The organism is Spirosoma gilvum (assembly GCF_054776815.1).
This window is the reverse complement of record NZ_BAAHBH010000002.1, coordinates 518,913-532,097: the sequence shown is the minus strand read 5'-3', so window position 1 is coordinate 532,097 and position 13,185 is coordinate 518,913. Positions and strand designations below refer to the sequence as shown.

The following is a 13,185-nucleotide window of genomic DNA, read 5'->3' as shown; positions in this document are numbered from 1 at the left end:
CAAAAGCGGACAAAACCCGTCCGAAAGCGGACAAATGGCTATGTTCTACAAAAGTTAAACTATTGATTATCAACACACCCATTCATCTGGCATGACTATTGGCATACTATAGGATAGCGGACGAGTACAGTGTGAGTATTTATGTTTTATTAAGTTTTTTCGCTCATTCGCTCATTACTAAAAATGGATCGCGTCTTACCTAAACGATTTTGGACAACACAACGCATTGCTATTTTCGGTGGCGGTGCACTTTTAGTAGGCTTGCTCGCTTACACGTTCTTCTTTGCCGACCGTCGGTCGAAATTGAATGTTGAAAAAGACAAAATAACCGTATCCGATGTCACCACAGGACCATTTGAGGATTTCATTGCTGTTACGGGCGTCGTTCAACCCCTGAAAACCATCCGGCTCGACGCCATTGAAGGAGGATACGTGACTCAGAAGCTCGTTGAGGGCGGCAACATGGTTCAGAAAGGCGAAGTACTCTTAAAACTTGAAAATCAGAGCCTGAAACTGAGCTTTTTACAATCGGAAACGGAAGCCAACCGACTCGTCAACGACCTGCAAAACACCCGCCAACGGATACAGATCGAACGGTTTACCCTACGTAAAACACTGGCTGACGTAGATGCGCAGATTGCTCAGACGAAAGACACCTACGAACGCCAGGAAAAGCTCTTCAAAGATAAAGTCGTGTCGGAAGAAGACTACCTGAAAGCGAAGCGGGCGTATGATCGACTGATGAGTCAGCGCACGATTGAAATCGAAACGCAGAAGTATCAGGAAGAAAATGCCAAGGCCCAAATCAAACAATTGGAGGGAACCTTGCAACGTACACAAAGAAACGTCGCTCTTTGGCAACAGACACTGGATAACCTCGTGGTAAAAGCACCGGTTTCAGGTCAGTTATCGAGTATCGATGTAGAAGTCGGTTCAAACATCAATCGGGGTCAGAACATCGGCCAGATCGACGACCTGAATGGGTTTAAAATGCGAGTGGGCATCGATGAACACTACATCAGCCGGGTATTTTCAGGGCTGAAAGGTTCGTTCGAATTCAATGGTAAAAACCACGACCTGGAAATCAGCCGGGTGTATCCAGAAGTAAAAAACGGCCGGTTCGAAGTCGATATGATTTTCCCGAAAGGTACGCCCGAAGGCATCAAGCGGGGGCAATCGTCGCCGATTCAGTTGGAGTTGGGGAAAGCGGCCAAAGCGACCCTGCTTCCCGTAGGTGGCTTTTTCTCCGATACGGGTGGCAACTGGGTCTACGTAGTCGACAAATCAGGCAAGCGGGCCGTGAAACGTTCGATCACGCTGGGTCGTAAAAATCCAGAGTTCTACGAAGTGTTGAGCGGCCTGGAACCCGGCGAGCAAGTCATTACAAGTTCTTACGAAAATTTTGGTGATAACGAAGTTCTCGAATTTTAATTTTTCGACAGGATTTACGGGATTTATAAACCTGCCTTTAATCCTGTAAATCCTGTTAATCCTGTCAAAAAACTATGATCCAAACAATTAACCTGCAAAAACTCTTCGCTACCGAAGAAGTAGAAACCACCGCCCTGAATGGCATCAACATGGACGTTAAAGATGGCGAGTTTGTGGCCATCATGGGTCCTTCCGGTTGTGGCAAGTCGACCTTGCTCAACATCCTCGGCTTACTGGACAATCCAAGCGAAGGTGAGTATAACTTCTATGGCACCGAAGTTGCCAAAATGACCGAACGGCAACGGGCTCAGCTTCGCAAGGGGTCGATCGGCTTTGTGTTCCAAAGCTTTAACCTGATCGACGAACTAACCGTTTATGAAAACGTTGAGCTTCCCCTGCTGTATTTGAAAACCCCTGCCGACGAACGGAAAAAGCGCGTAGAAGAAGCATTGGAACGGATGAGCATTATGCACCGGCGCAACCACTTTCCGCAGCAACTCTCAGGTGGTCAGCAGCAACGTACCGCCATTGCCCGTGCCGTTGTCGCCAAACCTAAGCTGATCCTGGCCGATGAACCGACGGGAAACCTCGACTCGAAAAATGGCGAGGAAGTAATGAAACTGCTGGGTGAACTGAACGAAGAAGGAACGACCATCATCATGGTAACCCACTCCCCTTACGACGCCGGTTTTGCGCATCGCATTGTCAACCTCTTCGATGGCAAAGTGGTGACGGAGAATTTCCACGTGTAATAACAGACTGGAAAGCAAGGGCATATAAGAAGAAGGGGACGAGAGAGCAATATCTCCTCCCCTTCTTCTTATAAAAACTGATTCAAATCCAGATTTAGTACATCTGAGAACGATGATTCGGTAGCTACTCCCCCCTCGCCCTTTCTGTAACGAAGCCAGTGCCGGGTTTTGTAGTTGTACACGAAGCCTTCAAGAATACCATATTCGTTTTCGTCTATCAGCCAGATTATTTTTTTGAGGTCATTCTTCTGGCCGTTTGTTTGACAAACTTCAACAACGACTTTGGTCTCTTCTTCAGCGTAACTGTACAAACTGACATCGGGCATAGGGCTAGCATATCCTTCTGTCAGCATCATCTCGGGCAAAGGTTCTAATGCAATAGCTCCAGCGCGGTATAGCGGATAAAGACCGCCTGTCAGTTTAGCAATGGCACTTTGATGATAACGGGTCGAATTAACTCCCATATCATCTTCCAGAACCATAAACTTCTGTGGAATTGGGGCTGAATAGTTCATTAGTGAATTGGTTTACAGTATACCAAACTTACTAAAAATAACACAATGTTCACCAACTACCTTAAAATAGCAATTCGAAACATCCGAAATGGAGGTTGGTATTCAGCACTTAATATAGGGGGACTAGCAACCGTACTGGCTGTCAGTGTCTTGTTATTCTGGTGGGTAAAAGATGAACTGAGCTTCGACCGGTTTCATGCGGATGCCGATCGTATTTACCGGGTCAATGCGCATTTTGGGAAAGGTGTGGACGAAACGTTCTGGACCGGAACGCCCGCACCGATTGCCGTAGCCGCAGCCAGCAAGGTTCCCGGTGTGGAGAAAGTGGTTCGCGTAACCACCTTATACGACTTCCATACGTTCCTGATCAAAAACGGGTCGAACGATAAAACCCAATCCTTTTCGGAAAAGAACGACAACCTGGGCTACGTCGATGAAAACTTCCTGGATCTATTTACTGGCTTTCAGGTGCGTTACGGAGACAAGTCCAATCCATTTCCGTCGCCGAACTCAGTCGTTCTTACGGAGGAAATCGCTGAAAAATACTTCGGAACCCAGAACGCCATTGGAAAAACCATAAGCGTATCCGACAGCAATCGGACTTTTACGGTAGGCGCTGTACTAGCCAACCTGCCCGACAACTCATCGATTGCCTACAAGCTATTTTTTCCGATGAGTCTGAAAAAACGGACGTTCGGTGGAAACGGCGACTGGAAACGGCTGGACGACGACTGGGGGAATTATTACTTCCAGACCTATCTGAAATTAAGTCCAGGTATTAACTCCGCAGCCATCGGTCAAAAACTGACACAGATTCAGGCCATCGCCCGTAATACAAAGCCCGGCGACGGCTCATCGGATTACCAGCTTCAGTCCCTTCCGAAAACTCATCTGTACGAGCCCAATGGTAAAAGTACGGGTATGCAGCAGGTTCGTATGCTGGGGTTGATTGCGCTGCTTCTGTTGAGCATCGGTTGTATCAATTACATCAATCTGACAACAGCCCGTTCCACCCGACGGGCTCGCGAAGTGAGCGTGCGGAAGGTGATTGGTGCCGAATCGAGTCAACTGATGGGACAGTTACTCACCGAATCGACCCTATCGATGGGCATAGCGCTCACGCTGGCGGTACTACTTATTCAGGCTCTGATGCCCTTTTACCACGATCTGACTGGTAAACAGCTAGGCTTCTCGTTACTTGACCCACAGGCATGGGCGCTGCTCATCGGTACGCTGCTTGTGACCATGCTGCTGGCTGGCTTATATCCGGCCCTCATGATTTCGGCCTTTAATCCGCTGCGTTCATTACGTGGCAAAGGCGAACACACCGGCCAGGCCAGTTTGCGCCGGGTGCTGGTGGTTACGCAGTTTGCACTGGCCACCGGGCTTATCGTAGGCACACTGGTCATTGGTGGTCAGTTGCGCTACATCCGCGAGCGAGATTTGGGATTTAATAAAGAACACACATTTGTATTTTATGCAGGTAGCAAGGCTGAGCAGTACAAACGTGAACTGGAAAAGGAAAGTAGCATTCGATCCGTTGTTACCGACACAGGCGGGTTGTTGGGCGGTGACGGCAGTACCGGCGATACCGACTGGGATGGCAAAGCCCCTGGCCGGTCGTTTATGGTTAACCAACTCGGTGTGAGCCACGATTTCATTCCTGCTTATGAAATCAAAATGAGTCTCGGTAAAAACTTCACAGGTACTAAAGCCGATTCAACAAGTTTTATTCTGAATGAAACCGCAGTCAAGCAGGCGGGTATCCAAGATCCTATTGGCAAGCGATTTAAGTTTCACGAAACAGAAGGGCGGATTATTGGCGTCGTCAACGATTTTGCCATTGCATCAGTTCGTACACAGATCCAGCCTATGGTGCTATTCAGCGTACCTCGGTACAACGGCATGGTGCATGTGAAAACGACAGGACAACGGGCGTCTCAGGCTATTGCCGCAGCGGAACGACTCTGGAAAAAAGATATGCCTAATGAGCCATTTGAGTACAGCTTTCTGGACGAAACCTATGACCGCATGTACCGGGCTGAGCAGCGAACCAGTCAACTGTTCAGCTTTTTTGCAGGCGTAGCTATTATTGTTTGCTGTCTGGGCTTGTTCGGCCTAGCCGCATTCACTGCCGAGCAGCGGACCAAAGAAATTGGCGTTCGAAAAGTACTGGGGGCTTCGGTCGGTGGACTCGTTGCCCTGCTCTCAACAGATTTCCTGAAACTGGTTGGTTTAGGTATTCTGATTGCGATGCCGATTGCCTGGTGGGCCATGAACCAGTGGCTACAGAATTTTGCCTATAAGATCAACATCGAGTGGTGGATGATGGTGCTGGCGGGTGTACTGGCTATCCTGATTGCTTTTCTGACGGTGAGTTATCAGAGTATCAAAGCGGCCATGGTGAATCCGGTGAAGAGTTTGCGAAGTGAGTAATCCGAACCAGGATTTTTGTGATTTGACTGACCGACTTAGATGTTCTAACAGCCTTCGAAGAAGGCCTAATCAAAGTCGGTCAGTCAAATCACAAAAATCCCGGTCAGAGAAAGGTATCCAGATCCAGTTGGAGGATTTCGGAGAAGGACGATTCAGCAATGAGCCCACCATCGCCAAAGCGGTAGCGGTACCACTGCTGAGTTTTGTAGTTATAGACAAATCCTTCACGAATGCCATATAGATCATTATCGATGAGTTGAATAACCTTCTGAATGTCATCCTTTTGGCCTTTGCTATGGCAAACCTCAATGATAATAGGCGTCTGATCGGTTTCATTACTGCACAGTGATAAGTCGGGCACCAGGCTGGCCTTGCCTTCATCGAGCATCGTTTCAGGCAGGGGCTCAAGCGAGATACGTTTTTGATGGTAATAAAGAACGCCTAGCCCAGTAGTCAGCTTGGCAATAATACGCTGATGATCGGCAGGTGCCCAAACACCCTGATCTTCCCCGACAAGGGATGGAGGAGTTAACGGTGGGAAATACATATGTAACGATTTTTACCAAATTTAACCAAAATATCATGTTCCGCAATTACCTGAAAGTGGCCTTCCGCACCCTCTGGAAAAACCGGACGCATACGCTCATCAACATTGTGGGCTTGTCAGTAGCGTTCGGTACGGGCATATTATTATTTCTGACAGCGGCCTTCGAACTATCGTATGACCGGTTCCATACCAATGCCGATCAAATTTTCCGGCTTTACTTCCTGTCGTCGAATCGGGATGGTTCACCCGACAAGGGATCGACCATGCCCTATCCGATTTCACCCTCCCTTAAAGCCGAATTTCCGGAAATTGAGGGGGTAACCCGCTGGTTTGACCGCGGTGCCAGTGTTCGTCGGAACGATAAAAATTACAATAAGAACGTTCGGATGGCCGACGCGGATTTCTTACAGATGTTCTCGTTTCCGCTCCGCAAGGGTAATGCAAAAACGGCGATGAACAGCCTGAGCGACATTGTCATCAGTGAAAAGATGGCTACCGAGATCTTCGGCACCGAAGACCCGATTGGCAAACCGCTCCAGCTACGGATGAATAATGCCTGGCAGGCCTTCACGGTTACGGGCATATTGAGTGATGCCCCTAAAAACTCGTCGTTTGAATACGATGCCCTGATCCGCAGTGAAAACGCTGGAGATTATCAGGAGTTTAAAGGCCGCTGGGACCATGGTAATCATGATGTGTATATCAAGCTAAAGCCAGGTACCGATCCCCAAACGCTCCAACGGCGAACACAGGCATTCATGGATAAATACTTTGCGTCTGACATCAAAGATCGTCAGAAGCAGGGCTACCCGAAAAATGAGTTAGGCTACCAACGCAGTTTACTATTCCAACCGCTGCTTAATGTTCATTTCGATACCGAAACAACGCATGGCATGGGCATTAGCCGGACGTATGTGTTTACGCTGCTGCTGGTTGGGTTGTTCATTCTGGCCATTGCCTGCATCAACTTCATCAACCTGACTATTGCGCAATCGCTCACACGGGCGCGGGAAGTGGGCGTTCGAAAATCGCTGGGAGCACACCGAGGGCAATTGTTTGGCCAAATCTGGGGTGAAACCCTCTTGCTTTGCCTGGTAGCATTGTCCATCGGCCTAGGCATGGCCTATGGTCTGTTGCCAACCTTCAATCGTTTGTTCCAAAGTCATCTGTCGATAGCTGACTTCCTGACACCAACCGTTTTAACGGTAACAGGATTGAGTTTTTTACTGATCACATTGGTTGCTGGGGGCTATCCATCCTGGTTTGTCACGCGCTTCAATGCAGTTGAGGTCCTGAAAGGAACGTTGAAATTGAGCCGTCCGGGTTTATTGCGCAATTCCCTGATTGTTACGCAGTTTACCATCGCCTGCCTACTCATCGTTTGCACGCTGATCATCCGCCAGCAGATTAGTTATCTGCAACAAAAACCGATGGGCCTCGATAAGGAACAGGTCATCAGCGTTCCGGTGGGCAATGAGTTAAACGGAATCGATGCTCTCAAGGCGATGCGTACCCGGCTGGCCGATCAGCCGAATATCGTAGCCATTTCGGGTTCAGCCGTAAACATCGGATCGGGGCTGGATGGCAGTTCATCACGGATGGTTTTCGGCTTCCGCTATGGGCAGCGGGATGTAGCCTGCGACTGGCTACGCATCGATACCGATTACCTGAAAACGATGGGCATCAAGCTCCTGCAAGGCCGCGACTTTAGTAGCAGCTTTAGTACCGACTCGAGTTCGTCGATCCTGATTACCCAAAGCATGGCAAAAGCCCTCGGTGAGAAAAACCCGATCGGTAAATTTATTAAGCCCGACGACAAAGAGTACCAGATTGTGGGGGTTGTATCGGACTTTAATTTGTACTCACTACACCAGGAAGCCCGGCCTATTTCCCTGCAAATGCAATCAAAATGGCCCATTAATTACATCCTGATCCGGGTGAATCCGCAAAATCTGACGGGCGCTATGGAAACCATTAAGGCAACCTGGAAAACAATTGCTCCCAAACAGGAATTCATTGGTTCGTTTCTGGACGAAAACACCGAGCGCTGGTATCGACGCGAACAGCGGCTGGCTAATATTTTCTCGTCAGCGGCTGGCATAGCCATTATCCTCTCCTGCATGGGTCTGTTCGCCATCGCCCTGCTCACTATCCAGCAGCGAACCAAAGAAATTGGCGTTCGGAAGGTACTGGGTGCTTCAGTTGCCAGTATCGTCACGCTCTTGTCCAAAGATTTCCTGAAACTGGTCATTGCAGCCATCCTGATCGCCAGTCCGATTGCCTGGTGGGCGATGACTAAATGGCTGGCCGATTTCGCCTATAAGATCGACATCGAATGGTGGGTCTTTGCGCTGGCGGGTACGCTGGCCATCCTGATCGCCTTCGTCACCGTTAGTTTCCAAAGTATCAAAGCTGCCCTGATGAATCCTGTAAAATCACTAAAAACGGAGTAAATAGCTTGGAGCAAGGTGCAGGGAGCGGGGTGTAATACTGCCAATACTCCTTGCCCCACGCTCCTAGCTCCCCGCTCCTTGCTCCTGTCCTATGCTTCTTAACTACATCAAAATTGCCCTGCGTAATCTCTGGAAGGCTAAAGTCTTCACAGCGATCAATGTGGCCGGGCTCGCTATGGGGATCGCTGCGTTTGTGCTGATTCTGGAATACATCAGCTTCGAGAAAAGCTATAACCAGTTTCACGCGAACCTTCCTCATCTATACCGCGTCCTGCTTCAGGATGGCCCGTCAGGCACACCTGAATCGTATGCGCCTTCGGCTGTCGCTCCTGCCTTAAAGCAAAACTTCGCCGATGTCGATGCGGTTTGCCGACTCGCTGAAGTGCACAAGGGTATTGTCACCTTTTCCGAAAAGGCCAATAGCCTTAGGTCGTTTAAGGAAGAAAATGTACTGACGGCCGACGGTGATTTCTTCCGCATGTTTTCGTTTCCAATCGTGGCGGGTTCACCGTTGCTAAACCAACCCAATACCGTAGCGATTTCAGCCACCAAAGCCCGAGCCTATTTTGGAAAGGCCAATGCCGTCGGAAAGGTGTTGACCCTTAACAATCAATTTGGGAAAACGCTGTACACCATAACTGGTGTATTTGCCGATGTGCCCGCCAACTCCGATCTACAGTTCGACATGGTTTATTCGCTTTCGACGTTGGAAACACCGGCCGGCCGGAACGGCAATGACTGGGCCCGGTTAGATGCTTGGCAGGGCGCTTTTTCGCAAACGATTGTCCAGCTCAAACCACAGGCCAACCTGGCTAGCTTTGAGCAGAACGCTCAGCAACTGATTCGAAAAGCCCGTCCAACGTCGAAAGATGTTTTCTCCTTACAACCTCTTCGGTATGTACACCTTGGCGCTGGGCTTGGCGACAACCGCCCAACCGAAGCCAAGCTGGGTTTTATTTACCTCATCGGGGGCGTTGCCTTACTAATTCTGACCATTGCCTGGCTGAACTACATCAATCTATCCACAGCGGGGGCAATGAAACGGTCGAAAGAAGTGGGCGTTCGAAAAGTAGTCGGAGCCAATCGAGGACAGATCATCAGCCAGTTTCTGAGTGAGTCGTTGCTCCTGAATCTACTGGCTTTACTTATAGCCTTTGGGCTTATCAGCCTGTTGCAGCAACCATTCAACAGCCTGATTGGCAAGGATCTGTCACTTGCTGTTTTCCAGGAAAACCAATTCTGGATTGTTGGATTGGGAGCTGTCGTAATCGGGGCTTTGGTATCAGGAAGCTATGCGGCTTTTGTATTATCAGGCTTTTCGATTCTCAATGCGCTGAAAAGCAGTAAGGGTAAATCAGGGCGGGGCTCGCTCAGCTTCACCACTTCCATCCGTCAAGGACTGGTCGTGTTTCAGTTTGCGATTTCTATTCTGTTGATGGTCGCTACGGTTATATTATATCGGCAGCTATCGTTCATGAAAAACCAGGATTTGGGCATGAACATAAAACAGTTGCTGGTCATAAAAGGGCCTGAAGTTGGCGAAGAAGAAGCCCGAAGAGCTGGAAGAACTGCATTTCGCAACGAAATCGCGCGTTTGCCGTATGTCGAAACCTATTGCAATTCAGGCAGTGTACCGGGTGGTTTTTACAACTTCAACGCCGACGGTATTACCCGCCAGAACCCGGTCCCCGGCGATGAGAAAAAGAGCTATGCCATTACGTACGCCGACGATCGATTCCTGCCAACGTATGATATAAAATTGGCAGCCGGACAAAATTTCACGCCCGATATGTGCGACAAAGGAATGAAAGCCCTTCGGGTTCTGATCAACGAGAAAGCCGTTAAATCGCTGGGATTTGCCTCGGCGAAGGCGGCTGTGGGGCAAAAGGTGAAATTTGGCGAAGCCTTCGAAATCGTAGGCGTTCTGAACGATTACCACCACGAATCGCTGCAGCGAGCGATTCAGCCCCTGATTATTTTCCCTGGCTATCCCGGCAGCAACTATACCCTTCGCCTGTCGACCGATCAGATTCAGGCAAAAATTGGCGACCTGGACAAACTCTATAAACAGATTTTCCCCGGCAATCCGTTTGAGTACTTTTTTGTGGATGAGCAGTACGACAAACAGTATAAAGCGGAGCAGCAGTACGGTCAGATCTTTATCACAGCCGCTGCCCTGGCCATTCTGATTGCCTGTCTGGGGCTTTTTGGGCTAACCACCTTTATGGCCGAACAACGTACCAAAGAAATCGGGGTTCGCAAAGTATTGGGTGCATCCGTTAGTAGCCTGGTGACCCTGCTCTCCAAAGACTTCCTGAAACTGGTCCTGATTGCTCTGATCATTGCCACGCCCCTTGCCTGGTATGCCGCCAACCGATGGCTGGAAGATTTTGCCTACCGAACAACTGTTGACTGGTGGATTTTTGCCCTGGCAGGCACCTTAGCGATTCTCATTGCCTTCGTCACGGTCAGTTTTCAAAGTATCAAAGCTGCCTTAGTGAATCCTGTTAAATCACTTCGTTCTGAATAGCATGGTGCAAGGAGCGCGGAGCAAGGCGTATCCCTTACCCCCCGCTCCATGCACCCCGCTCCATGCCCCAAGCACCCTGCCTCATGCTAACAAACTACCTCAAAATTGCCTGGCGGAATCTGACGAAATACCCGACTACTACGGGCATCAACTTAATCGGGCTTACCCTGGGCCTGACGACCTGCCTGCTCATTGGGTTGTTTATTCACTATGAGTGGGAATTCGACCGGTTTCACCCATTGGGCAAGCGAATTTATCGCATCAACGAAATCACTAAAACCGGTAATGAAACGGAGAAGTCAGGTATTGTCCCCTATCCGCTTGGGGCCGCTATCCGCACCGACTTCCCGGACTGGCCCGTTGTGGCCAGCATCCACGCCGAAGAAAACGCATCCGTAATTCTCTCAGCCGACAAAATCCTGTCGGAAGATCGGGTATTGTTTGCCGAGCCACAAGTATTCGATCTGTTTGTGCTAACCATGCGTACAGGCAACCCAAAAACGATTCTGGATCAGCCGAATCAGGTGATTTTGACGGAAAGTACAGCCCGGAATTACTTTGGTACTACAGCCGCCATTGGCAAAACCTTTAAGCTGGGACAAACCACCATGCTACGGGTGGTTGGGATCATGGAAGACATGCCCGCACAAACCCACCTGAACGCTAGCATGATTGTGTCGTACAAGACCCTGAAATCGTACATGTCCTGGGATATTACCCAATGGGGCTTACGGTCGGCGGGTAGTGTCTATGCGCTTCTGCCGGAAGGACGGCAATCTGAACAGTACTCAGGTCGTTTGGCAACTGTATCGAAAAAGTATTTTGCCGACGAAAATAAATCGGGCAGTCAACGGCACCTGGCCTTGCAGCCACTCGAAGATATTCACCTGAATCCCGACTTTGAGGGTACGGTCTATGTCCCTCCCATTGCGCCTACCTATCTGTGGGTATTTGGCATTATTGGCCTATTTGTCTTGCTGATTGCCTGCGTCAATTTTGTCAATATGGCCACGGCGCGGGCTACAACCCGTGCCAAAGAAGTAGGCGTTCGGAAAGCGATTGGCGCCACGTTCAATCAACTGGTGGGTCAGTTTTTAGGCGAAGCATTCTGGCTGTCGATGGTTTCGGCCGGACTGGCTATATTTCTGGCGTATCTGGTTCTGCCATCGCTCAATAGTTACTTACAGAAGCAGATTCAGTTCAGTGGGCCAATGATTGCCGGGGTTGTGCTGGTTCTTGCCCTGTTGACGGCTTTGGCCGCCGGTACCTATCCGGCCTTTTTCATGGCGAAACTGAAACCCGTTAAAGTGCTAAAATCACGTGCTGAGGTTGGTCAGGGGAGTCAGAGCTGGATTCGGCAGGGGTTGGTTGTGTTTCAGTTCTCCGTATCCATCATTCTGGCCGTGGGTGTATTGGTCATCTATAGTCAAATGAAGTTGTTTCGGGAAAAGGATTTGGGCTTCAGCCGCGATGCCGTCGTAACGGTCTCACTGCCCGATGCCAATAAAAACACCGATGCCTTTCGTAATTCACTCCGTGAGATTCCCGGTGTTCAACAGATTTCCTTTGCGATTGGCGCTCCTACCTCGCGGAACAACTTTACAACGGGTATGCATCCCGACCCAGCCAATCCAACTCAGCGTATCAATGTCAATGTGAAAGTTGTCGATGCTAATTACCTTGAAACCTACGGCGTAAAACTGGTCGCCGGGCGGTTCTTTACCGACTCCGATACGCTAGGTTTCTCCAAAAAAATCCCCTTTGAGCAACGCCGGTATGTATTTGTGGTCAACGAAGCACTCGCCAAATCGCTTGGTTATGCGAAACCAGAAAAACTACTGGGACGTAAAATCAAGATCGGCCTAAACGACATAACGGCCGAAATTGTGGGCGTTACCCGCAACTTCCACGCAAGTTCACTGCGCGAAACGATTCAGCCGGTCGTGATGCTTAATTTCCCCGACTATTATTTCACCGCAGGCCTGAAGCTGCAACCGACCAATCTGCCGACAACCATGGCGGCCGTTGAGCGGGTTTACAAGCAATACTTCCCGAACTCACTTTACGAAGCCGAATTTCTGGATCAGAGTCTGCAAAAGCTGTACGAAGAAGAAGGCCGACAGTTTACGCTGCTCCGGGTCTTTGCAGGTCTGGCCCTGATTATCTGCTGCCTGGGCTTATGGGGCCTGGCTACCTTCACCATCGAACGACGGACCAAAGAAATTGGCATCCGAAAAGTGCTGGGGGCTTCAACGGCCAATGTGGTCACGCTCCTATCCAAAGATTTCCTGAAGCTGGTCCTGATTGCCCTGGTCGTTGCCTCACCGATTGCCTGGTACGCCATGAATCAGTGGCTGGAAGATTTTGCGTATAAAATCACCATCGAATGGTGGATGTTTGCCCTAACGGGCATTCTGGCAGTAGCCATTGCTCTCCTAACGGTCAGCTTCCAGAGTATCAAAGCGGCCTTGATGAATCCAGTTAAATCACTTAAAATGGAATGAATTGCATAGGGCATAGG

General features: G+C 49.6%; 8 protein-coding genes. 6 read left to right on the top strand and 2 right to left on the bottom strand.

The features are described from left to right. Window positions 1–183 precede the first annotated feature (183 nt). Together ACYVFD_RS06885 and ACYVFD_RS06880 are read left to right on the top strand one after the other, a co-directional pair. Window positions 184–1,431, top strand: a complete 1,248-nt coding sequence (locus tag ACYVFD_RS06885; protein WP_461089050.1) for an efflux RND transporter periplasmic adaptor subunit — start codon at window positions 184–186, stop codon at window positions 1,429–1,431. 74 nt (window positions 1,432–1,505) lie between these two features. Then, window positions 1,506–2,183 (top strand): ABC transporter ATP-binding protein, encoded by a 678-nt coding sequence (locus ACYVFD_RS06880; protein ID WP_461089049.1) that lies wholly within the window; start codon window positions 1,506–1,508, stop codon window positions 2,181–2,183. Between the two features lie 68 nt (window positions 2,184–2,251). Here ACYVFD_RS06880 and ACYVFD_RS06875 read toward each other — a convergent pair whose 3' ends face one another. After that, window positions 2,252–2,698 carry a hypothetical protein gene (locus ACYVFD_RS06875; protein ID WP_461089048.1) on the bottom strand — a complete coding sequence of 149 codons (447 nt, stop codon included), beginning with the start codon at window positions 2,696–2,698 and terminating at the stop codon, window positions 2,252–2,254. 45 nt (window positions 2,699–2,743) lie between these two features. On the opposite strand from ACYVFD_RS06875, the gene ACYVFD_RS06870 reads away from it, so the two are divergent. After that, window positions 2,744–5,134 carry an ABC transporter permease gene (locus ACYVFD_RS06870; RefSeq protein WP_461089047.1) on the top strand — a complete coding sequence of 797 codons (2,391 nt, stop codon included), beginning with the start codon at window positions 2,744–2,746 and terminating at the stop codon, window positions 5,132–5,134. Between the two features lie 103 nt (window positions 5,135–5,237). Here ACYVFD_RS06870 and ACYVFD_RS06865 read toward each other — a convergent pair whose 3' ends face one another. Next, complete coding sequence (locus ACYVFD_RS06865) at window positions 5,238–5,681, bottom strand: hypothetical protein (RefSeq protein ID WP_461089046.1); 444 nt, start codon at window positions 5,679–5,681, stop codon at window positions 5,238–5,240. A 35-nt stretch (window positions 5,682–5,716) separates the two neighbouring features. Here ACYVFD_RS06865 and ACYVFD_RS06860 point away from each other — a divergent pair, with 35 nt between their 5' ends. The 3 genes from ACYVFD_RS06860 to ACYVFD_RS06850 all read left to right on the top strand — a co-directional run bounded on the left by ACYVFD_RS06860 (window position 5,717) and on the right by ACYVFD_RS06850 (window position 13,168). Continuing rightward, a complete protein-coding gene (locus tag ACYVFD_RS06860; RefSeq protein WP_461089045.1) occupies window positions 5,717–8,134 on the top strand; it encodes an ABC transporter permease in 2,418 nt (805 codons plus the stop codon). A 91-nt stretch (window positions 8,135–8,225) separates the two neighbouring features. Then, window positions 8,226–10,664 carry an ABC transporter permease gene (locus ACYVFD_RS06855; RefSeq protein WP_461089044.1) on the top strand — a complete coding sequence of 813 codons (2,439 nt, stop codon included), beginning with the start codon at window positions 8,226–8,228 and terminating at the stop codon, window positions 10,662–10,664. An 83-nt stretch (window positions 10,665–10,747) separates the two neighbouring features. Then, window positions 10,748–13,168: an ABC transporter permease gene (locus ACYVFD_RS06850; RefSeq protein ID WP_461089042.1), complete on the top strand. Its 2,421-nt coding sequence runs from the start codon at window positions 10,748–10,750 to the stop codon at window positions 13,166–13,168. Window positions 13,169–13,185 lie beyond the last annotated feature (17 nt).

Coding starts and splice junctions, on each gene's coding strand:
- ACYVFD_RS06870 (WP_461089047.1), top strand. CDS start 2,744: ATGTTCACCAACTACCTTAAAATAGCAATTCGAAACATCCGAAATGGA.
- ACYVFD_RS06880 (WP_461089049.1), top strand. CDS start 1,506: ATGATCCAAACAATTAACCTGCAAAAACTCTTCGCTACCGAAGAAGTA.
- ACYVFD_RS06850 (WP_461089042.1), top strand. CDS start 10,748: ATGCTAACAAACTACCTCAAAATTGCCTGGCGGAATCTGACGAAATAC.
- ACYVFD_RS06875 (WP_461089048.1), bottom strand. CDS start 2,698: ATGAACTATTCAGCCCCAATTCCACAGAAGTTTATGGTTCTGGAAGAT.
- ACYVFD_RS06860 (WP_461089045.1), top strand. CDS start 5,717: ATGTTCCGCAATTACCTGAAAGTGGCCTTCCGCACCCTCTGGAAAAAC.
- ACYVFD_RS06865 (WP_461089046.1), bottom strand. CDS start 5,681: ATGTATTTCCCACCGTTAACTCCTCCATCCCTTGTCGGGGAAGATCAG.
- ACYVFD_RS06855 (WP_461089044.1), top strand. CDS start 8,226: ATGCTTCTTAACTACATCAAAATTGCCCTGCGTAATCTCTGGAAGGCT.
- ACYVFD_RS06885 (WP_461089050.1), top strand. CDS start 184: ATGGATCGCGTCTTACCTAAACGATTTTGGACAACACAACGCATTGCT.